Source organism: Mucilaginibacter sp. 22184 (assembly GCF_052045695.1).
GTDB lineage: Bacteria > Bacteroidota > Bacteroidia > Sphingobacteriales > Sphingobacteriaceae > Mucilaginibacter.
Map to the genome: position 1 here is coordinate 470,326 of NZ_JBQEPI010000004.1, position 21,669 is coordinate 491,994.

Below are 21,669 nucleotides of genomic sequence, written 5' to 3' on the forward strand. Positions count from 1 at the left end.
TATTATTAAACAGCTTTACTATCCCATGCAAATACACCAGCAAATGCTCCTGCTCAAAGAACGAAAAAGAGGCTTTCACTTGATCACCACTGAAGTTGTACACGCGTTGCCGCAATTGGGGCAAATTAAAACCGGTATCATGCAGGTTTTTATCCAACATACCTCGGCATCGTTAACTATTAATGAAAATGCCGACCCCACAGTAAGGCGCGATTTTGAAATGTATTTTAGCAAAACTGTTCCCGAAAACGACCCGGATTATCATCATAACGATGAAGGCCCCGATGATATGCCGGCGCACTTAAAAGCTGCTTTACTGGGTAGCTCTGTTATGATCCCTATCCGTAATGGCAGATTGGCATTAGGTATGTGGCAGGGTATTTACTTGTGCGAACACCGCAATTACGGCGGCCAGCGCAACCTCATTATTACCGCCTGGGGCGAATAAACACTATTTTTATAATTAACTATCATCCGGTTAATATTTTTATTTTATATATTATTTAACCCTGCGTATTTTATTTCGTATACATTGTATTTAAATCATTGATCTCAAAGCCACCACGAGTGGTTGGTTAATATAATGTCTGCTTAATGCCAAAACGCGTCTTCTTTTTTATACCCTTATTGTTTATCGCTATATGTTGTTATAGTCAGGTAAAGGATATTGTTAAAATTAAAGAAACCCTGCCCCATATTACCGATAGTATTAAATATGCCGATGCGCTTAACCGCCTGGGAATATTAATGTATGAAAGTGATCTCGACAGCACCTTTTATTATGCTAAACGTGCCCGGGCCATTTCTGAGCGGTTAAAATACCGGCAGGGCATTGCCGATGCATTAAACACACTTGGGATAGTTTATGACCTCAGGGGCAATCTTCAATTATCATTGCGTTATTATAATGATGCCCATAATCATTACATGACTATAAAAGATTCAGCCAATGTAGTGCAGACCCTCATGAATATTGGTCTTGTTTTTAGTGAAAACAACGAAGAGAAAAAATCCATACAAATATTCAAAAGAGCTATAAACCTGGGCAATAACCTCAAAAAGGATTCGATCATGTCTCTTGTGCTTTGTGATTATTTACTGTTATATCAAAATCATATCCCAAAAGATTCCATCCCGATTTACTTAACTAAAGCCAGGCAAATAGCTACTAAGTATAATGACCACCGGTCGCTTTTGGTTACCGACCAGATACAGGCACAGCTTTATTTAAAGAACAAGCAGCGCGAAAAAGGGATCAGCCTGCTGGAAAAAACAGCCGCTGAAGGTATCGCCATGAACCTGAATTATCTGAGCCTCGATATTATCCAGACCCTTGGTGACTTATACAATAATACGGATACTGCTAAGGCAATTGCCCATTACAAACAAGGGCTCGCTATCGCTGACGCAAGGGGCTATCATATGTATCAAAAGATATTTGGTAAGCACCTATACGATATATACATATCCCGTAACCAACTCCCCGAAGTTCAGCACTATGGCGAAAAACTGCTTAAACTCTACGAGGATGAAGAGCAATTCAACAATACCTCGGGTTTTGATTATATTGATTATGCCTTAAAAGACCAACAATTGGAGGCCATAACCATCAGAAGTAAAAACCGGCAGATAGTAGCCATTATATTGGGTGTACTTTTTTTACTAACCGTAGTGACCGTACTTTTCATTTATCGTTTATACCGCCTGAAAAAGAAACACGCGGGAACACTCGAAGCACTCAATCGGTCGGTACTGTTACGTAACGAAAAGCTGGAGATAGACCATGAATTCAATAACCGCCTGGTATCTATCCTGGCTCATGATTTCAGACAACCGATAGGCACACTTAAAACTTTGGCCGCGGTTTTAAAAGATACCGACGCCTTAACCCGCGATGAGCTGATGGAACTGGTTGATACGATGGAACATTCCTCTACCATCTCGCTCGAAATATTCGAGAATATTTTGCAGTGGATCAAACAACAGCTTTCTGGCTTTAGCTATGAGCCACAACCCCTAAAACTAAAAGAACTGATTGATGAGGCGCTGCAACCTTTTGACCTTATAGGGGGAGAATATCAGCTTAAATTCCTGAACCACATAGATAGCGATATTGTGATACATGCCGATAAAGAACTTGTACAATTTATTCACCGCAACTTTATACATAACGCCATCAAGTTTTCTCCCCGTCATTCCACAATATCCATTTCGGCATCGGCGCACTCTGGCGAAACTACACTTTGTATACTGGATGAGGGCAATGGCATTTCCCCGGAAAAAATGACCTCGATATTCAACTTCAAGGCTACTATGCATTACAGCAACGAAAAAGAAAAGGGTGCCGGCGTAGCCCTGATGATCTGCAAAGATTTTATCGAAAAAATGAGCGGCCGCATCTGGGTAGAAAATGGCAATCAAAAAGGCGCTGCGTTTTGCTACTCCCTACCCAGTTTGAAATAATCTCTCAAAAACTTTTTAAACCTTAAATTTTAACACTTTTCAGAGCAAAAACGGCCTAAAAAAGCTTTAAAATTGATATAAAAACATCGACTTTAACAAATTAAAAGGCGATTTTATGCTGTTTTAAAAACTTTAAAAAGTATGAAAAGCTGATATGGCCACCTTGAAATTACAAAACGAGTTTTTTGACCGGGTTGATAAGCTGAATAAATAGATTTTGAGCTTTGAGTTCAGAGTTTTGAGTCTCGGGTTTAACATCAGGGTCCTCTCCGAGAGACCCTGCGGGGACGGAATAAATAAGTGGTGAGTGTCAGTTTTGAGTAGTAAGTTTTTAAAAACTTCGCCGTCGCTCGGCTCCAGCCGAGTGATGGCGGAGTTCTATTCTGTTGACTTCAAACTCACCATTCAAAACTGGCAACTAAATCACCTACTTTAATATCACCCTAGTAGCGCCGTAGCCAAATTTTTCTTTACGGGCATCCATAAAGGTTTGTACTTTGGGGTGCTTGCCCAAGGCTTTATGCAGTTCGTTGCGCAGTACACCATTGCCGGCTCCATGGATAAATACCATATCGGGTAGTTGATGTACGATGGCAGCATCAAGCGTTTTATGAAAGTGCGCCAGTTGTATGTTCAGCATTTCGCTGTTTTGCAAAAACTGGTGATCATCACGCAACTTTTCGATATGAAGGTCCACCTCATTGGCCGGTTTATCCAATACTACTTTCTCTTCGGGCGATTTAAAAAAACTTTCCTTCAGCTTTTGCGCGTCGATCACCAGGTCGGGTTCATCCAGGCGAATAAGCCAGCCGGCATCTTTTAACAATGGGATCTGCTTTTTTGTGGTCGAAAAATCTTTAGCCTTAAATTTTTCGCGCAATGCCATTGGCACAGGTGGTTCTATATTTTGTTTAGTGCTGTAAATCACGTTAAAAATTAAGGTGGGCCACAATTGCAGATCGGCCAATTGAGCCGAGTATATCTTCACTGCCGACTGCGGAGCTACAACTTCAGCAAATTCACCTTTAAACACTTGTTGCTTTTCGGTGGTGAGCGCCGCCAGCAATTGGAACGAGGTAGTATTCACCAAATGAAAATGCACAACAGAATTGGCTTTAGCATCGGTAACCACACCCAGATAGATCCCCTTTTTTTCAAATTCGCCCACGGGTATTGTAGCTTCATTATCAGTAGCGGCCTTTTTTGCCCCGGCAGGTTCATAACCATGTACCGAGGTAACCTTACTGGCCAGCACGGGTATCTCAAACTCATCCTCGCCGGTAACCCCTATCATCTGGTCGTCAATAATACGGGTTACAAAGCCCTCCATTTTTTCGTCAACAAAGCGCACAAAGTCGCCCAATTTATATTTCATAACTGTATATGTCTGGCTGTAAAGTTACTTTATATCTGCAAATAGGTATATAAATAAAATTGTGACGTAATATTGCATTGAGTCTAAACAATTTGGCCTTTTCATAGTTGAATTACCGCAGCACACTTATCTTATAATTTATCATGGATAATTTAAACACCAAACCTTTAGATACCAGCTTGTTAAAGCAGGTATTTGTACACAATCTTAACCGCATATATTTTGGCAAGCGCTACCTGGACAATAATTTGGAACACCTGATCAAACTGGCATCGTTCACTGCGCTGGAACAAGCCATACAGGAGTTTTGGGACGATATCAAAAAGCAGATAGCCCGAATGGACGAAATATATAAACTGATCAACGAAACCCCGTCCGACAAAAATTGCAACCCCATCAAATCAATCATCAGGGATGAATTTTGCCTTGATGAAAAGCAGGCAATGTCAATCCTGGGCGATATGGACCTCATCATGTACCTGCAATTACTGGAACATATCAACATCACTTCCTGCCGTATGCTCATGATGGTGGCTAAATTGCTAAATTATGATGACGCCAAACAATTGCTTACCGAATGTTTCGATGAATCTATCGATAATGACCAGCTTTTTATGCTGATATCGAAGGAATACCTTACAGAAAACTGAAAGCAGCTGAAAGCAGACACATAAACTTATTTCACGCGTCATTGTCGCGCTACGCTTGCAATGACGCTATTTTTTTGATTTTTACCCTCTTTACAAGGTTGACATGCTTAGCTATGTGGGGGCTCCTATATAAGTTTTGACGGCCTCAAACGATCAACTCAATAGATTCATGACAATTTAATCCCACATGAATTGGATATTACAAAAAAAGCCATCCGCACAAAGGCGAATGGCTCAAATATTAGTTATTTAATACCCCTATTAAAATAACTTAAGCAAAGTAAAAAAATATATCCCACCCACGCAACCGATTTAGTGTGAAATTCACCTTTGTTACAAATTTGTTACGAAATCATAAATAATGGGTCCCGCCCCATTTACAGGTCATGTATACCCACATATTAAATTCATGATAATCGCTTATTAATTATCAATTGATTTACATTAATTTGCATTTGAATTAACTAACAACATGATCAAATCTTTACTTTTATCGGCCTTTGCCTGCCTGATGCTGGCACAGGCGCAGGCGCAAAATTTGTATATGCCGCGCGATATACAACAAGCCTACAAAAACGGCACCCGTGCCGCCGACGGTAAACCCGGAAAAAACTACTGGCAAAATTATGGCCGGTACAACATCACCATTACCGCCCTGCCACCCAGTCGCGACATCAAGGGAACTGAGGAGATCGCCTACATCAATAACAGCCCGGATACCTTGAAATCGCTTAATATGAAACTCATATTAAACATTCACAAACCCGGTGCCGCCCGTATGGGTAATGCCCAGCCCGATTATTTAACTCCGGGCGTGCAAATAGATACCTTCCTGATCAACGGAAAAGCTAAAAAGGTAAACAATGCCATAGCCTCTACTAACCAGATGGTGGGTTTACTAAAACCATTGATGCCGCACGATTCGGTTAAACTGCACATTGCATGGCATTTTCAGATCTCGAAAGAGAGTGGCCGTGAAGGGATGATCGACTCCACAACGTATTACCTCGCATACTTCTATCCACGGGTATCTGTTTATGACGATTATAATGGCTGGGACAGGCTCCCGTTTTTAGATGCCCAAGAGTTTTATAACGACTTTAACGACTATACACTGCAGGTAAAAGCGCCGAAAAACTATATAGTTTGGGCCACCGGAACTTTGCAAAACCCCAACCAGGTGCTGCAGCCCGAGTATGCCAAACGTTTGCAGGCATCCATGACCAGTGATTCCACCATTCATGTAGCCACAGCCGCCGACCTGGCCTCAAAAAACATCACCGCCCAAAACGACGTCAATACCTGGGTATGGAAAGCAAACGACATCAGCGATATGGCCGTTGGCATAAGCGATCATTACGTTTGGGATGCAGCCAGTACCATTGTTGACGATGCCACCCAGCGCAGGGCCAGCATGCAGGCCGCGTTTTTAGATAATGCCGAAGATTTTCATCATGCCGTGCAAAATGGCCGCAACTCCTTAAGCTGGCTATCACGCAACTGGCCAGGCGTACCTTATCCGTTCCCTAAAATGACCTCATTTCAGGGCTTTGCCGATATGGAATACCCCATGATGGTGAACGATAGCCATAACGCCGATATCCACTTCTCGCAATTTGTACAGGATCACGAGATAGCACATACTTATTTCCCTTTCTATATGGGTATTAATGAAAGCCGTTACGCCTTTATGGACGAAGGCTGGGCCACTACTTTTGAGCGCCTGATAGGCGCTGCCGAAGTTGGCCAGGAAAAAGCTGACGCCCTTTATAAGAGCTTCCGGGTGGAAAGATGGATAGGTGATGTGTCAACAGCCGAAGATCTGCCCGTTATAATCCCATCAAGCGAGTTAAGGGGCGGCTATGGTAATAACTCCTATGGCAAACCATCCTTAAGCTATTTCGCGTTAAAAGATATGCTGGGCGATGCCCTGTTTAAAAAATCGCTGCACGGGTATATGGACCGCTGGCATGGCAAACATCCTATTCCATGGGATTATTTTAACTCCATGAGCAATGTATCGGGCCGTAACCTGAACTGGTTTTTTAATAACTGGTTTTTTACTAACTACTATATCGACCTGGCCTTGCAAAACATCAGCAAAGCAAATGGCGGTTATACCGCGTCGATCAAAAACATTGGCGGCTTTGCCGTTCCGTTTGATGTAAAAATAACTTATGCCGATGGCACAACCGAAAGCATACACCAAACGCCAGGTGTTTGGGAGAAAAACCAAAAACAGATCAGTGTAAACATCAAAACCGCCAAAACCATTAAATCGGCCGAACTGGATGGTGGTATATTTATGGATGCAGATGTAAGCAACAATAAATTTGAGGTGAAGAATTAAGCATTGGTTGAAAAAACACACGTTGTCATTTCGACCGGAGGGAGAAATCTTATACAAGAGGCCTGTCCTGGCGCATAAGATCTCTCCTCGTACCTCGTTCGAGATGACAACGTGTGTTTTTTACTTCGTTTATGTTTTTATTCCATTCATATTTTATCAACTATTGTTAAAATAGCTATACCATAAAAAAAGCCCGGCGTTTGCCGGGCTTTTTTTATGGTATAGTAGTCCTAAAAATTATGCGCCCTGTACAGAATCGTTCCAGTTATCGGCAGTATCTTTTACTTTTGCTTTAGCTTCATTTACAGCATCTTCACCTGCTTCTTTTGCCTTACCTGCTACATCATGCACCTTTGATTTTACGGCGTCAACCACGTGTTCGCCTCTCTCGCGCAAATCGCTAACAGTACCGCTAAACCTTGATTTTGCCCTGTCAACGGCATTGCTGCCATATTCTTTGATATCATGAGCTGTTGATTGCGCTTTATTTTTAGCGGTACCAACCAAATCATTGATATAATCGGCAATGTCTTCTCTCAGGTCTCCGCCCTTTTCAGGAGCCAGTAACAAACCTAATGCGGCACCAGCTGCCGCGCCTACTAAAAGTGCTGCTATAATTTTTGCTTGATCTTTCATGTTCAATTTTTTAGTTAGATGATTTAATCTGGGTTGATATAAACAACAACAATGCCAGTTTTGCAAGCAGCTAAACCTTGCTTCCTGAGAAGAACTAAATCTCTCTAAATAAATTACTGATTGGTTTTATTTTTCCTTATAAAGAGATTTATAAAATCTCCAATTAGAAAATATGCCATTAATAATAGCATCACCAGCAATGCTATTAGTTTTACTGATAAGATATGGCTTACGTTTTTAAAATCCCGTACAAACACTAAAGTGATAATAGCTTCCGTTATCGCAACTACAATATACATGAATTTAAACTTTATCCTGTTGTTGTTTATTTCTCTGATGCCATTCAAGATCATATATGTCGGAAAATTTAGGATCAGAAATAGAACTATAAAAACCCCGCTTTTGGAACCAGCTGACATTGACGAATAATCTTGAAATTCGTGTAATTGAATAAAGGAGATAACGGAAAATATTATAAATATGAGTGATAAAATCAACCTAACGATTCCCGCTATTACATTTACCATACAAATAAGATTTAGTTATTATAAAACTACCACTTGCATTTCAATTTAACACCATAGATACAAAGAATTTTACCCACAAAAAAAGGCATCCACTAAGTGGATGCCTGTATGCTTAATGGTTATATTATAATTAAATAACTTTTACATTTACCGCATTTAAGCCTTTTCTTCCGTTCTCTACTTCAAACTCTACTTTATCATTTTCACGGATTTCGTCGATCAGGCCTGTTGAATGAACAAAGATGTCTTGACCACCACCTGTTGGTGTAATAAAACCAAAACCTTTTGTTTCATTGAAAAATTTTACTGTTCCTTCTTTTTGCATTATTTTATTTATTAAAGTCCGCAAGGTACAACAATATTTCAGAAACCCAAGTCTATGGGGTAAATCCACTATCATCACAATTAGTTAAATATCTTATTTACAGACAATAAGACCATCTAAAAAAAATTACCGCCACATGAATGCTCCCGTTCCCTGGTTAATTTTCAAAATGGGTATGTTTGCCAAAAAAAAATTCACGTACATGAAAGCCTTTATTTTCGATCTTAACGGAACCATGATTAATGACATGCCCTACCACACCAAAGCATGGCAAACCTTATTAAATGGCCAGCTGGGCGGCAATTTTACCTGGGACGAAGTGAAGCAGCAGATGTATGGCAAAAACCCCGAAGTGCTGGTACGCATGTTTGGCCCCGAGAGGTTCACACTGGAAGAAATGAACAAATTATCGTACGAGAAAGAAGAAAAATATCAGCAGGAATTTTTACCGCACCTGGCCCTTTTGCCCGGCTTACCGGAGTTTTTAGAAGCCGCTTATCAGCGGGGTATTCCCATGGCGATAGGCTCGGCAGCTATCCCTTTCAATATCGATTTTGTGTTGGATAACCTTAACATCAGGCACTATTTTAAGGCCATTGTAAGCGCCGATGATGTATTGCTAAGCAAACCGCATCCCGAAACATTTTTAAAGGCAGCGGCCCTGCTTAATATAAATCCTACTGATTGTACTGTATTTGAAGATGTACCCAAAGGCGCCGAAGCGGCTGCCAATGCCGGCATGAGGGCCGTAGTGATCACTACTACCCACGAACCACATGAATTTGAAAGGCTGACCAATGTACAACACTTCTCAGCCGATTTTACAGATGAATATTTTGAGGAGCTGCTGGGATAAAATATAAAAGGCTGTCATGCTGAGCTTGTCGAAACATGGTGGGCAGGCCTCTGCGCACGCCCTTCGACAGGCTCAGGGTGACAGCCCCCGTTTTAATTCAGCTTATTTACTCCGAATATATACTCCCTACCCTATCGCGCAGGTTATAGCCTGATGCCATTACTTCGCCATAAGCCCCGGCGGTACGTATGGCAATCAGGTCACCGCGGAATGATTCTGGGAATTCTACATCCTTCTGAAAACAATCCGTGCTCTCGCAGATAGGACCAACCACGTCGTATTTTATTTGTCCATAGTCCATGGTCGATGGTCCATGGTCTTGTCTACTTATATTCTCTATCTGATGATAAGCCTGGTAAAGCATGGGGCGCATCAGTTCGGTCATGCCGGCATCCAGTACCAGGAAGTTTTTCTTTAGGCCGTTCTTCACGTATAGTACCCGTGATATGAGCGATGCGCTTTGGGCTACCAGTGCGCGACCTAATTCAAAATGCACTTCCTGACCGGGTTTTACGTTCAGGAAATTCTTGAACACCTGGAAATAGTTTTCAAAATCGGCTATGTTACCATCGGGATTATAATAATCTACACCAAGACCGCCACCTGTATTCAATACTTTAACCGGGAAGCCATGATCCTCGAACCAATCCTGCATTTCGTTGATGCGGGTACACAGGTTTTTGTATACTTCCAGATCGGTAATTTGCGAACCAATATGGAAATGGATACCTAAAAATTCCAGATTTTTGCATTGGCGCAAAGCGGTGGCCACGTCGGGCAGTTGCCATATATTGATGCCGAATTTATTCTCGTCAAGACCCGTGGTGATAAAATGATGGGTATGCGCATCCACATTTGGGTTGATGCGGATAGCTACCTTGGCTCTTTTGCCTTTGGCAGCGGCCAGGCCATCAATGATATTCAGCTCCTGTACCGACTCTACATTGAAACAAAAGATATCAGTATCCAGCCCCAGGTTTATTTCTCTGTCTGATTTACCTACGCCGGCAAACACGATCTTGCCTTTGTCAAAACCACGGTCGATAGCTGCCCTTACCTCGTTACCGCTCACACAATCGGCCCCAAAACCAAAAGACTGGATCATCTCCAGCACCCGCGGATTAAAGTTGGCCTTCATCGCGTAGTGCACATGAAACCCATGCTTAGCCGAAGCATCGCGGGCCGCGGTAAGCGTTTGGCGCAATACCTCCAGATCATAGTAGTAGAATGGTGTATCTAAACCTTGGAATTTATTTATTATATCTGTATTGAACATTATTTTAAGTCAAAAATCAAAATTAAAAAGTCAAAAATATGCGAAGAAACTAAATCCGAAATCAAAACAACCTGTTGTGCAGGCTCCTCAAAGTCTCTATTTTATCTTCGGTTTTTACCAGTAGCGACAGGTTATGGTCGCTGCCGCCATAGGATATCATCCTCAGCGGGATATGTTTTACGGCTTCCAGTACCCTTGCCGCATAGCCGTGCTTTTCGGCGCCAAAATCGCCTACCACGCAAATAATGGTATGGTTTACATCCAACTCAACCGAACCAAAAGCGTTCAGCTCGGTGGTGATATCGCCCAGGTAGGTGGTGTCATCAATAGTTAAAGATACGGCCACTTCCGAGGTGGTGATCATATCGATAGAAGTTTTGTACCGCTCAAATACTTCGAAAACTTTACGCAAAAAACCATGCGCCAATAGCATCCGGCTTGACTGGATCTTGATGGCCGTAATGCCATCCTTGGCAGCGATGGATTTGATCTTGTCCTTCTCGCTGGTATTGGTGATGAGCGTACCCTTTGCCTGCGGATCCATGGTATTGAGCAAACGCACCGGGATCTTATATTTTTGTGCCGGGAACACGCTCTGCGGATGCAATATCTTAGCACCAAAGTAAGCCAGTTCGGCAGCTTCATCAAATGACAGCTGGGCAATGGGCTGAGTACCCTTCACAATACGCGGATCGTTGTTGTGCATGCCGTCGATATCTGTCCATATCTGTACCTCTTCGCTGCGGATACCCGCGCCTATCAGGGATGCGGTATAATCACTGCCACCACGGCGCAGATTATCAACCTCGCCAAAGGCGTTGCGACAAATGAAGCCTTGGGTAATGAACAGGTTTACTTGCGGGTATTTATCCAGCAACGGAGTTAATTTCTCGGTAATGTGGTCAACAACAGGTTCGTTATCCTCATCTATCTTCATAAAATCAAGCGCAGGTAACAGTACCGATGGCACACCTATTTGTTTCAGGTAAACATGGTACAGCGTGGTCGACAATAATTCGCCTTGAGCCAGGATGATCTTATCTTCGATAGTGGTAAACAGATCATTAGCCAGGTTGCTGAGTACCGAAAAATGGTAATCGATAACCTCTTTGCCTTGTTTTAAAAATTCGTCATCAGTAAACAGTTCCTTGATAAACAGTTCGTACTTATCCTTCAGCAGCTTAATGAGGGTAATGGCCTTTTGCTTATCGCCTGTGAGATAAGCCTGTCCAATTTCAACCAGGCTGTTGGTGGTGCCTGATACTGCCGAAAGCACAACAATCTGCCTTTCAGTGGGATTAATGATGTCGAGCAGATTTTTCATACGCGCGGGGCTACCCACCGATGTTCCGCCAAATTTTAAAACTTTCATTTTTTAGCTTGTATGTTCTATTGCATACCGGCAAAAAAAGGTACCGGTATTTGAGGCGCTAAAAATAAGATTTTAAAATACTTATAGCCTATATTCGAGGCAAATTAATCTCAATTAAATAAGGGCCTTTACTTGGCTTTATTTAATGAAGACAATATCAACTCTTTTACCTTTTCCATTACGGCATCATGCTTTTCCGCAGTAATATAATTTTTAACAACAATATCTGGTATTAAGCCATGTTTGGAGTGATGATCGCTGGCTGTGGTGCTTTCCCAATACCGCGGCAAATGGAGCAACAAGCCGCTATTAGGTAGTCTGATGGTCGAAAAGCCGCCATCGGAGCCTGCCTCGGCCCCACCTGTCTCTTCGCCGATAACGGTTACTTTACATTGATTTTTCAGACTGGCAGCAAATATGCTCGCTGCAGAAAACGTTCCCTTATCTACAAGTAAATAAATATTTTTATCAAAATGATACTCAGCGGCTGGATATAATTTGGGGAGCTGGCGCCAGCTATAATTATAAGGCTGCACTTTATCCGTGGTTTTCTGGGGCTGATCATTTCCGGCATCATGCAGTATATAATCATTAAAAGTGATCTTGTTAACCGGTATTTGCGCAGCTTCTATCTGGGTAAATTCGTTTTTAATCAGATAACGCATCAAATCGCCACCAACAACAGGAAGTCCACCAGTATTACCCCGAATATCAATCACCAGGTTTTTGATCTTATCATCTTGCATCCGTTTAAAAAACTGTTCATGAAAACCCTGGTAATAATTAAAATAAGAGAATCCCTTGATCTTTAATACCGCTGTAGATGGTACAGCTGTCGGGTAATCAACGGATACCACCTTGTTAAGCTCATCCTTTGTTTTTTCAAGTAGTTCTTTGATCTGATCGGCTCCCATAGTACGTTTGGCATGAAACGCTTTCAGGTGCAGGGTACTGTTTCTGTTTAAAGTATCCATTACCTCCAGATCATAAACCGGTTTATAGCCAAACACATTCCCATATACCGAGCTAAAACCAACACCCTGCAGTTGATAATCGGTCCACTGTTCACTTAAATCCTCACCCGATACATATTTTTTCAAGGTGGTAATGATCTGATCTGATGGTAAACCATCTATACTTTTTACTGTCAAAATGTAGCGTTTGGATGTGTCTTTAGCACTTTTTATCCGTAAAAGTAATTTACCATCCTGAACCGTCAGAAAAGGAGTCAGATGATCAACCGGGTATTTATTTTGCCAGTTGATATAGGCTCTCGAATAAAATAAACCCGTATGCCCCGAACGAATACCGGCAATAACCGGCTGCAATACCCGCCAAAATTCAATTTCGGTCATGGGTTTATTAATCATTGCGGCGGCGTTTATAAAAGCACTATCCAAAGCAGCTTTGCTTTGGTAACGGTACAAGCTGGCGTGTGCTTCTATCAATACATTTTTCAAAAATGTAAGGTCGTCAACCAACTGCGTTTGCGTATAGGTTTTTGAGGGTGTATACGTGGTATCTATCTGCGCGCTTACCTTTCCTGCCAGGAGTAGCAGAATTATCAGCAAGCCATTTTTTAAGCGTTTCAATTGAGATGGGGTTTACCTATAAAAATAGATATTATCTCAAGTACGCTAAGTAAAAACTTTGTTGCTTAAGCGGGCTTTAAAACGCCTCATTCAGTCCCAGGAAGAAGCCCTTGGAACCGTATTTACCCCAGGCATAATCCAGGCACAGGTTGGTACGCGTAGCCTTGTTAAACAGCACCCGTAAACCACCGCCACCACCTGGCTGCCACACCTGAAATAGTTTGGTGCCCAGCTCATCATTGGCGGTTTGCATATTGAAGAAAGTAACCCCGCTTACAAAACCATTCCGGAGTATCGGGAAACGGTATTCCACTTCGGAGTAGTTATACTGGGTGCCTTTGAAATAAGTAGATGTATAGCCCCTGCCGCTGCGGAAACTGCCATCGCGCGCAGTGCCCGGAACCTCCAGGTAAGGCAATGTACCACCAAGCAAGTAGGAACCCCAGTTCCAGAACGCGATTACATGCTCGGGATGGCTTTCGGACAAACTGAAATACTTCCTGAAATCGGTGGTAAACTGTACCGCGTTTTTGGTACTGCCTATCCAGGTTTGATTAACCCGAAAACCGGCATCTACATAAATACCCTTATAGGCCCGGTTCTGGTTATCGCGTGTAGTATACTGCACGTTAAAAAGCAGCCCGTTTGCCGAGTAACGGTCCTGCGGAAGTCCATGTTGTTCGTTATAGATACGGGATGGGGTTAACTTATTGGTAGTATCTTTGGCTTCAATATTCCGCCGGATATCAAAGGATACCCCCGCCCCAACAAAAAGGCCTTTCTGAATTTCTTTATACACCTTTTCCCTGAAATTAAAATACAGCGATTTAAGCGTATACACTTTGCGCTGCGGATCGGCCAGTATTTTATCTGCTTCACTTCCTTCTACATTCTGCCGGCCAATACCCAGGCCAAAGTCGGGTGTAACGGTTTTAGCGGCAACAAGGCTACCCTGAAAATTCCATTTATTGCCTGGCGTGTAAACGTTATGGTTCACATAAAAATAAATAATACCCTTGGTAGTGATAGAAGCTGATGTAGCCGCTACAGACAACAGCGTATTGGGGTCGTTCCCTAATTTACGACCAGCCACTGCCTTGATCCCGATCTGCGAACCGATAGTGGGATTTGCCGCCACATTGGGAATAATGGTAATACCCGATGATTTTTTCAGAACAGAATCGGGCTTTTTATGCGGATGAAGAATTGCATTTGCCAAATCGCCTATATCATATTGTTTAGAAAGCGTTGCTGCTTCCTTGCTTCGCATTGTCAAGGCCTGTTTCCGCAAGGAATCTTTTTTTAAAGAATCGGCACCGGCAACCTGGGCGCTGACATTATTAGTCAAGCCTGCCCATAGTACCAGTATTAAAATATTAAACGCTAAATAAAACCTTCGCTTTGTTATATGTTGTGTTTTCAGGATGATAAATATTTAATTCTCAATTACTAATAGATCTGTTGTGATCAGTTAAACCAATTTCTAAACCCAACAATCCTCAAAATGTTTGATAATTAAATTATTCAAAGCTTGTTTTACCTACGCCGCGCACTATAAATTGTGGATGTAGGTTAATAATAAGCCCGCCGAAAAATGAGAAGTATGCGTAGTTACGGGATCACCGGCCAGTAAATTATTTTCATTGGGATTATCAAAATTAATATCCTGCAAATATTTATTGGTTGTACCGTATGACAATAACAGCCCTGCCCTGAAATTAAACTTGCGCCGCTTTAAATTAGCCCCAAGCTGGCAATGATAAATATTGTAATAGGCGATATTGCCCGACGATCCATTATCATCTTTATACAGATCATTATTGGCATAGTTAAAATCGGTATGTAAGGATACAAAACCGGTTACATCGGGCCGGAGCAGATAGCTTGCTCCAAACCCGAAATTAATAACAGACCGTCTTACATCTTTAAGTCGCAGATCTGATTGAGCCGAGATCCGGATGGGCACCTCACCCTTTACCGCGTCAACATCCCGTGGACTTATAATGCTATATTCGTTCACTTTGGCAAAATACTCGGCGGCAAAATAAATTTGTCCTTTCTCATAATCATAGGCATAACCAAAACCAATGCTTAAAGGCATTTTATAAATAGCCTTCAACTTCTGCTGCCTGGAATTGATGAGGAAGTTGATCGTATCCTTACTGCCAGGACTTGCCGGATCATCGCTGGGTATAATCAGGTTATTCACCGCGTTATCGCTCAGTATGTTTGCCCTACTGGCTATATGCATCAACGGCGATGTTATGGTGAGGCCAAAATGATGTCGATCCTCATCGTATGCAAGACCGGTTTTAAACCGCAAGCCAACTTGATAATACGATGCCAGGTATGATTGTTCTGATAAACTTAAAGGTAAAAAGCCCGTATTGGTATTTACATTGATAAGCGCTCTTGAGCTGGCATCATAATCGCCGGTTTGTTTACGCAGTTGTCCCTCAGCCCATAAACCCAAGGCCCAATGATCGGCTATTTTAAAACCCCCGCTTATAATTCCGGTGGTTTCATTAATAGAGCTCTGTTTTTTTACTTGTCCCAAAAACGACTCATCTCCCGGACTATACGAATCATTGAGTACATTGAATTTGGCATCCCGCTGTTGTGTAACCTGGTAGTTCATCACCGGATTGTGGATAAGGGCATAGCCCAATGTAAAAGGCTTTTTTCCTTTGAATGAAATAGTGGCAGATACTATTTGCGGAATTATAGCAGCCGAGCTTGAGTTAAGATTGAGCCCGGTTCCGGCACCATTTTTTGTGCGGATATTGCTGTATTGATAAATTGACCCACTAATAGATGCCGTAGTTTTATTGCTATAAGCCAGCAAGGCCGGGTTCAAAAACATCACCCCGCTGTCGCGGTTAAAAGCAATTACAGCACCAGGTGTTAAGAAGCCGGCAGGATTATAATTGGACGACCAATAGTTAGCATCCTGAGCTCTAACTCCTTGAAGCAAAAATAATAAGCAGAAAAAAATGATAAAGGTTTTTAACATAGGGGTATGTATTTGGCGTAAAAATATTATAAATTCAACCTACGGGGAAAATATTGGTTGCTATTGTTAAACTATTTTGCCCCCACGGTTCGTTTAAAGGTTTCTTATGAAGTTTATAACGCTTACCTTAACACTACTTTGCTTTTTCATTTTTTCACAAGCCCAAAACCTGAGCTTTAGCCAACCTGTTAACTTTTTACCTGCGGCCCGTACCGATAAAGCTATTGATATTACCAGCTTTAAAGGCAATTATTTTGTTACCTGGAAAGAGGCGGGCCCAAGTGGTAGTATCCACGTATGTTATGTAGGTAAACATCACGACATCCGCCTTTTAGCAAAAGATGCGACATCCGGCACAGAAAAGAGCGCCTTCGCACCGGTTTTAAGGGTGACGAACAATCATATCTACGTTTTATGGCTGGGTACCGATGGCTCGTTAAAATACATGATCAATAACAGTGATACTACGTTCAATACGCAGGCTATTGGCACCGTGAATTTTCAAAATTCGCCCAAATTACGGTCAGGCATTACAGCAACAGTGGTGAACGGCCGTATCATGATCGCCTCACACGCGGCCAATAAAAACGATATGGTTGTGGCCTTTATTGATGCTGATGATAAGGGCATGCTTAAACCGGCTGTACTACAAACCGTACCCAATAAAAAAAGCGCTGAATATCCGTTTATAGTTACCCTCTCCAACAACACGGTAAGGCTTTGTTATTATAACGATCAGGGCATTTACTATACCGATCTGAATACCAGTACCCAAACATGGACGGATCAGTCGCCGGTATCCGGTTCAAAAACCAAGGTATCGCCGGCTATTTACCATGTATTTAATACTACACGTTTGTTCTATATCTGGAAAGACACTAAAAAGGATAACAACGTATACTATGCTACCGGCGACGAACAGGCCAGATCATTAACCGGGCACCCCTTACCTAATTATTTCAAAACAGCCTACCCGGTTGCCGTTTGCAAGATAGACGATAAAAAGTTTGCCATGGCTTTTATTGGCGCCAACCAAAAACTGTACCTGAGCTTTTTTACCACCTACAACCCGGCACGCTGGATGGAGGATACACTTTTTCCCAATAAAGGTGAGCTGACGCTTAAAGATATCGTGATCCCCGGCTCGCACGACGCGGGCATGTCGGCATTAAATGGTACCGGTGGCAAGCAGGCCGGTTCTATCAATAACTGCAATACGCTTACGCAAAAACTAAATGTAGGTCAACAGCTTAACGCGGGCATCCGGATGTTTGACCTGCGGGTGGGGGCATTTAAAAACAGCATTTACACCAAACATAGCTCATCAGATTGTATGGCAGAGGCTATGGGCGGCGGCTACGGCGAACGTTTTAAGGATATCCTCGACTCTGTTAAAAACTTCCTTAGTCGGAATAAAAAAGAGTTCGTCATTTTAACTTTCAGTCATTTTTGTCCGAAAGAAGCTTCTACAGATGAGGTGGCCGATTATATTTTCAGCATTCTGGGTAAGGAGCATATTTTTAATAACCAATTCAAAAGCATCGATCAGATCAAACTAAACCAGCTGGCTGGCAAGGTGATCGTAACCTTTGAACAATATGCCAGCGCCGATAAACTCATCGACTCCAACTCCATGGCCGATAAAAGCAAAACGTTCCTGAACATCCGTAGGGCCTATGCCGCCACCAACCAGGTCAATAAATTATTAACCAAAGAGGAGCTGTTTTTCACCTCAATGAAAAGCGGAGTGAGTAACAACGACCTGATACGCCTCGACTGGCAACTGACCCAAAGCAGCGACGAAGCCGCCCTGGTATGTAACGATTTCCAGAATGAGAATGTAGACCCGGTAATCAATGGCCTGATGCTGCTTACCAATGTGATCAAGAAAAACAAAAGCATCATCGATATGGCCACAGCAGGCAACAAATACCTGCCGGCCAAAGTTAACGAATGGATAAGCACGGGCACCATCAACAAAAACAATAAACCCAATATTCTATACGTCGACGTAGCCGGACCCTGGATAACCGATTATTGTATTGAATTGAACGGCACGGCGGTTTATAATTAACACTACAAAGACCTGTCAGTCTGAGCTTGTCGAAGACTCGTGCGTAAAGGCCTGCCCACCGTGTTTTGACAGATTCAACATGACACCCTCCTTTCAACACTCATTATCAATCTACCCAAACACATTCCCCTTCACCAGAAACAGTGGCAGTGAGCCATGATCCAATACCCGGGAATGAAAATCTTTGATATTAAAATTCTTACCCTGTTTCTTTTGCAATTCTTCTTTCCAGTGCAGTATTTGCAGTGCGCCGTATTTATAGCTCACCACCTGTGCGGGCCAGCGCCTCATGCGGGCTATTTCGCGCTGAGCTATATCATCCTGGTTACGGATGTTCTTTTTCCAGAAAGCCAGGGCCTGGGCATCGGTCCAGCCGTAATAGTTTAATCCAACATCAAGCGGTACACGTACAGAGCGTACAATGTCCCACTCCCATTTGCCCATTTCGTCATAGGGTGTTTGGTATGCACCTAACTGTTTGCCCAGTTCTTCGGTATAAGCGGCCCAGCCTTCGGCCAAACCCGCGTAAAAAAAGAGTTTTTGCACTTCGGATGTTTTTGTCTGTGCCACTATACTTAGCTGATAATGGTGCCCTGGTACAGCCTCATGAATAAAAAGCCAATCGAACTGCCGCTTATTGTAAGGCTTATCAAAAAGGTTATAGTAAAAAATATTGTCATTATAATAGCCCGGTGTTTGTGCCAGCTGCTTGGCGGCTCCTTTTTCTATTTTTAGCGGCGGGATATTTGTGTCGTTAAAAAGTTTGGGCAAGTTGGCATATACAATGGCCTTGGTATGTTCAAACGCCTCCTGTACCTTAATTGTATCTTTTTCAAAAAAGGAAGAATCATTTAAATGCTTGTAAAACGCATCTTCACTTAAACCGGTTTGCACCCTCACGGCTTCTATATGTTTTTGTACACGCGTAACTTCGGACAAACCGAACTGGTAAATCTGATCGGGCGTAACGTCGGCGTCAACCCAACGTTTTAATAAATACGCGTACCAGGCCTTGCCATTGGGTATGGTGATGATGCCACCTGCTGGTATTTGCGCCGGTTTATGCTTAAGCCAATCCTGCTCTAAAGCTATATGTTCCAGGTTGAGTTTGGTTTCATAGGCAATCAGCGCGTAATCTGTTTTTTGGGAGGGGCTTAGCTCTACGGGTTTATAAATGGCGAGTTCGGCCTGTACCGATTTGAAAAACTTGAGTTGTTTTTGTAAAGCATCCGCCGAACCGATACGTTCCAGCCCGGTTACATAACTCAGGTCGAGCTCTGGCAGGTTGAGGGCTTTATAACCACTCGCAAACTTGCTGGAAAAAGCATCGAAATTTTGTTGCTCGCTGGTATGGAATAAAGAAAGTACAAAAAGGCTGATAGTGGCTATAAAGGTCTTCATAATATTTTGATAAGCAATCGCCTCCTTTGTTACATCGGCTTAATTATTTGCAGGTACTTCTAAATCACCCTGATAGGGTGAGGATTTACAGCCCGGTAAACATTATATTTGATATAAACCAAACCTAAGCACCTGATGTACAAACTCATCACCCTTCTGGCTTTTACACTGATAGCAGGTAAAACCATTGCCCAGGTAACTTACCCTGATGCAGCATTGCCCACTGATACACCCAGCATTTTTGCTAAAGGATTATTAAGTGACGGCCTGAGCAATCGTGATTTTACCATATCGCCCAAAGGCGATGAGATCTTTTTCACCCTGGAGCAGCCGCGTATAGTAGGCAGTGTTATTTTGCACCTGGTTAAAAAAAATAACCAGTGGGGTAAACCGGAAGTAGCCTCTTTCTCGGGCCGCGACAATGATCATGAAGCCGCGTTTTCTCCGGATGGGCAATGGATCTATTTTTCATCAGACAGGCCCTTGCTGGATACCGGTGCCCGCAAAGATTTTGATATATGGCGGGTTAAACGAACCGGTAACGGCACCTGGGGTAAACCCGAAAACCTGGGCCCTGGTGTAAATACAGCCAAAAATGAGTTTTATCCCAGCATTACCCGCAGCGGCAACTTATACATAACTGTAGAGGCAGATTATGGTAAAGGCGATGAGGATATTGTACTTTTTAAAGCCACACCAACCGGATACAGCAAACCGGAAAGCCTGCCCGAAGATATCAACACCAAATACGATGAATTTAATGCCTTTGTTGATCCTGATGAGCAATTTATCCTGCTTTCATCCTACGGCCGACCGGATGATATGGGTCGCGGGGATATGTATATCAGCCAGAAAGATAAAGCTGGTAACTGGCTCCCGGTAAAACGATTGCCCGTACCCATCAATACTACCACGCTTGACTATTGCCCATTTGTAACCTGGGACAAAAAATATCTCTTGTTTACCAGCAAACGATTAAACCCGCAAATGCTTAACAAAAGCGGTAAAACCTATGAGCAGATCAAGGTACAATTAAACGAATCGGGAAACGGCAGTGATGATATTTATTGGGTAAAGTTTAACCCGACGTGGTGAATTTGTCTGAACCGGATTTTTTCATCACTTCAAATTATATTTTTTACCGAGCGCCACTATAATCGAATTAGGACCGTCAGGCCCCTGTTTACTGAATAGCCGTGTATATTCTGCCTGTGCTTCCTTAAATTTCTTCAATTCGGCGTACATAACAAGTTTACCCCAAAAAGGTATGTCATAAGGCCGCCCAATTTCAAGCTCTGTTAAAATATCATCGTTTGTATTTATCCGGTTAAAAAATGGTAGAATAAATTCTAAAAGATTGTGTTTGTGTTCTACTATTAGAGGTTCTATATCCGTATCGGCATTAATCCTGTACCACATATCCCTGGTATTCATTAAATTTCCAATACGCCTCCGTATAACACTGAGTACTTCCTTAGGATAGGTCGGAAATTCGTCTCTGAAACCACCATAATAACCATTCCAAAATAATGGCGAAAATATTCCTACATTAACGGTGAATGATATATTCTCTTTTCTTCCAAGGTGGTACTTTTGAAGGTTGATTACTTTTCCAATACCATCAGTCGTTTCAGCTATATAAAAGTTATTCCCGTTTCTCTTAAATCCTAATGGCTTTAAAGTGAGATGATAGGCTTCCTTAGCTATTCTATCAAATTTAGTTTCGGCTATTGTCTTCATTGTTATTTAATTAACATGA

Annotated in this window: 17 protein-coding genes; 7 read left to right on the plus strand and 10 right to left on the minus strand. The window is 42.4% G+C overall.

Annotated elements, in window-relative coordinates; translation table 11 throughout:
• Positions 1 to 25: 25 nt before the first annotated feature.
• Complete coding sequence (locus ACTJKG_RS11860; RefSeq protein WP_172334844.1) at positions 26 to 448, plus strand: secondary thiamine-phosphate synthase enzyme YjbQ; 423 nt, start codon at positions 26 to 28, stop codon at positions 446 to 448.
• 146 nt (positions 449 to 594) lie between these two features.
• A complete protein-coding gene (locus tag ACTJKG_RS11865) occupies positions 595 to 2,463 on the plus strand; it encodes a tetratricopeptide repeat-containing sensor histidine kinase (protein ID WP_172334845.1) in 1,869 nt (622 codons plus the stop codon).
• A 427-nt stretch (positions 2,464 to 2,890) separates the two neighbouring features.
• Here ACTJKG_RS11865 and ACTJKG_RS11870 read toward each other — a convergent pair whose 3' ends face one another.
• The gene (locus ACTJKG_RS11870; protein WP_440739317.1) at positions 2,891 to 3,838 is read right to left on the minus strand and encodes a Smr/MutS family protein; all 948 of its coding nucleotides are present in this window, start codon (positions 3,836 to 3,838) and stop codon (positions 2,891 to 2,893) included.
• A 143-nt stretch (positions 3,839 to 3,981) separates the two neighbouring features.
• On the opposite strand from ACTJKG_RS11870, the gene ACTJKG_RS11875 reads away from it, so the two are divergent.
• Positions 3,982 to 4,488, plus strand: a complete 507-nt coding sequence (locus ACTJKG_RS11875) for a DUF892 family protein (protein ID WP_172334847.1) — start codon at positions 3,982 to 3,984, stop codon at positions 4,486 to 4,488.
• A gap of 472 nt (positions 4,489 to 4,960) precedes the next feature.
• Positions 4,961 to 6,838 (plus strand): M1 family metallopeptidase, encoded by a 1,878-nt coding sequence (locus ACTJKG_RS11880; protein ID WP_440739318.1) that lies wholly within the window; start codon positions 4,961 to 4,963, stop codon positions 6,836 to 6,838.
• Positions 6,839 to 7,075: 237 nt separating this feature from the next.
• On the opposite strand, the gene ACTJKG_RS11885 is transcribed toward ACTJKG_RS11880, so the two are convergent.
• Entirely contained in the window at positions 7,076 to 7,474 is a 399-nt protein-coding gene (locus ACTJKG_RS11885; RefSeq protein ID WP_172334849.1) for a YtxH domain-containing protein, read from the minus strand.
• Positions 7,475 to 8,131: 657 nt separating this feature from the next.
• The gene (locus ACTJKG_RS11890) at positions 8,132 to 8,326 is read right to left on the minus strand and encodes a cold-shock protein (RefSeq protein WP_166089472.1); all 195 of its coding nucleotides are present in this window, start codon (positions 8,324 to 8,326) and stop codon (positions 8,132 to 8,134) included.
• Positions 8,327 to 8,528: 202 nt separating this feature from the next.
• Between ACTJKG_RS11890 and ACTJKG_RS11895 the strand changes: the two genes are divergently transcribed.
• Positions 8,529 to 9,182, plus strand: coding sequence for an HAD family hydrolase (locus tag ACTJKG_RS11895; protein ID WP_440739319.1), 654 nt, complete (start codon positions 8,529 to 8,531; stop codon positions 9,180 to 9,182).
• Between the two features lie 106 nt (positions 9,183 to 9,288).
• Here ACTJKG_RS11895 and lysA read toward each other — a convergent pair whose 3' ends face one another.
• The 5 genes from lysA to ACTJKG_RS11920 form a co-directional block, all read right to left on the minus strand.
• Positions 9,289 to 10,458 (minus strand): diaminopimelate decarboxylase, encoded by a 1,170-nt coding sequence (gene lysA / locus ACTJKG_RS11900; RefSeq protein WP_440739320.1) that lies wholly within the window; start codon positions 10,456 to 10,458, stop codon positions 9,289 to 9,291.
• Between the two features lie 61 nt (positions 10,459 to 10,519).
• Complete coding sequence (locus ACTJKG_RS11905) at positions 10,520 to 11,830, minus strand: aspartate kinase (RefSeq protein WP_440739321.1); 1,311 nt, start codon at positions 11,828 to 11,830, stop codon at positions 10,520 to 10,522.
• Positions 11,831 to 11,958: 128 nt separating this feature from the next.
• Positions 11,959 to 13,422: a S41 family peptidase gene (locus ACTJKG_RS11910; RefSeq protein ID WP_440739322.1), complete on the minus strand. Its 1,464-nt coding sequence runs from the start codon at positions 13,420 to 13,422 to the stop codon at positions 11,959 to 11,961.
• A 76-nt stretch (positions 13,423 to 13,498) separates the two neighbouring features.
• Positions 13,499 to 14,692, minus strand: coding sequence for a BamA/TamA family outer membrane protein (locus ACTJKG_RS11915; protein WP_172334854.1), 1,194 nt, complete (start codon positions 14,690 to 14,692; stop codon positions 13,499 to 13,501).
• Positions 14,693 to 14,974: 282 nt separating this feature from the next.
• Positions 14,975 to 16,435, minus strand: a complete 1,461-nt coding sequence (locus ACTJKG_RS11920; RefSeq protein ID WP_440739323.1) for a hypothetical protein — start codon at positions 16,433 to 16,435, stop codon at positions 14,975 to 14,977.
• A 106-nt stretch (positions 16,436 to 16,541) separates the two neighbouring features.
• On the opposite strand from ACTJKG_RS11920, the gene ACTJKG_RS11925 reads away from it, so the two are divergent.
• On the plus strand, positions 16,542 to 18,509 hold the full coding sequence (locus ACTJKG_RS11925; protein ID WP_440739324.1) for a phosphatidylinositol-specific phospholipase C domain-containing protein: 1,968 nt from the start codon (positions 16,542 to 16,544) through the stop codon (positions 18,507 to 18,509).
• A gap of 111 nt (positions 18,510 to 18,620) precedes the next feature.
• On the opposite strand, the gene ACTJKG_RS11930 is transcribed toward ACTJKG_RS11925, so the two are convergent.
• Positions 18,621 to 19,910 carry a DUF885 domain-containing protein gene (locus tag ACTJKG_RS11930; protein ID WP_440739325.1) on the minus strand — a complete coding sequence of 430 codons (1,290 nt, stop codon included), beginning with the start codon at positions 19,908 to 19,910 and terminating at the stop codon, positions 18,621 to 18,623.
• Between the two features lie 135 nt (positions 19,911 to 20,045).
• On the opposite strand from ACTJKG_RS11930, the gene ACTJKG_RS11935 reads away from it, so the two are divergent.
• Complete coding sequence (locus ACTJKG_RS11935; protein ID WP_440739326.1) at positions 20,046 to 21,005, plus strand: hypothetical protein; 960 nt, start codon at positions 20,046 to 20,048, stop codon at positions 21,003 to 21,005.
• A 24-nt stretch (positions 21,006 to 21,029) separates the two neighbouring features.
• On the opposite strand, the gene ACTJKG_RS11940 is transcribed toward ACTJKG_RS11935, so the two are convergent.
• Positions 21,030 to 21,650: a DUF4304 domain-containing protein gene (locus ACTJKG_RS11940; protein ID WP_440739327.1), complete on the minus strand. Its 621-nt coding sequence runs from the start codon at positions 21,648 to 21,650 to the stop codon at positions 21,030 to 21,032.
• Positions 21,651 to 21,669 lie beyond the last annotated feature (19 nt).

Excerpts from the sequence above, each read along its gene's own strand:
- ACTJKG_RS11860 (WP_172334844.1), top strand. The coding sequence starts at position 26 with ATGCAAATACACCAGCAAATGCTCCTGCTCAAAGAACGAAAAAGAGGC.
- ACTJKG_RS11865 (WP_172334845.1), top strand. The coding sequence starts at position 595 with ATGCCAAAACGCGTCTTCTTTTTTATACCCTTATTGTTTATCGCTATA.
- ACTJKG_RS11870 (WP_440739317.1), bottom strand. The coding sequence starts at position 3,838 with ATGAAATATAAATTGGGCGACTTTGTGCGCTTTGTTGACGAAAAAATG.
- ACTJKG_RS11875 (WP_172334847.1), top strand. The coding sequence starts at position 3,982 with ATGGATAATTTAAACACCAAACCTTTAGATACCAGCTTGTTAAAGCAG.
- ACTJKG_RS11880 (WP_440739318.1), top strand. The coding sequence starts at position 4,961 with ATGATCAAATCTTTACTTTTATCGGCCTTTGCCTGCCTGATGCTGGCA.
- ACTJKG_RS11885 (WP_172334849.1), bottom strand. The coding sequence starts at position 7,474 with ATGAAAGATCAAGCAAAAATTATAGCAGCACTTTTAGTAGGCGCGGCA.
- ACTJKG_RS11890 (WP_166089472.1), bottom strand. The coding sequence starts at position 8,326 with ATGCAAAAAGAAGGAACAGTAAAATTTTTCAATGAAACAAAAGGTTTT.
- ACTJKG_RS11895 (WP_440739319.1), top strand. The coding sequence starts at position 8,529 with ATGAAAGCCTTTATTTTCGATCTTAACGGAACCATGATTAATGACATG.
- lysA (WP_440739320.1), bottom strand. The coding sequence starts at position 10,458 with ATGTTCAATACAGATATAATAAATAAATTCCAAGGTTTAGATACACCA.
- ACTJKG_RS11905 (WP_440739321.1), bottom strand. The coding sequence starts at position 11,830 with ATGAAAGTTTTAAAATTTGGCGGAACATCGGTGGGTAGCCCCGCGCGT.
- ACTJKG_RS11915 (WP_172334854.1), bottom strand. The coding sequence starts at position 14,692 with ATGCGAAGCAAGGAAGCAGCAACGCTTTCTAAACAATATGATATAGGC.
- ACTJKG_RS11920 (WP_440739323.1), bottom strand. The coding sequence starts at position 16,435 with ATGTTAAAAACCTTTATCATTTTTTTCTGCTTATTATTTTTGCTTCAA.
- ACTJKG_RS11925 (WP_440739324.1), top strand. The coding sequence starts at position 16,542 with ATGAAGTTTATAACGCTTACCTTAACACTACTTTGCTTTTTCATTTTT.
- ACTJKG_RS11930 (WP_440739325.1), bottom strand. The coding sequence starts at position 19,910 with ATGAAGACCTTTATAGCCACTATCAGCCTTTTTGTACTTTCTTTATTC.
- ACTJKG_RS11935 (WP_440739326.1), top strand. The coding sequence starts at position 20,046 with ATGTACAAACTCATCACCCTTCTGGCTTTTACACTGATAGCAGGTAAA.
- ACTJKG_RS11940 (WP_440739327.1), bottom strand. The coding sequence starts at position 21,650 with ATGAAGACAATAGCCGAAACTAAATTTGATAGAATAGCTAAGGAAGCC.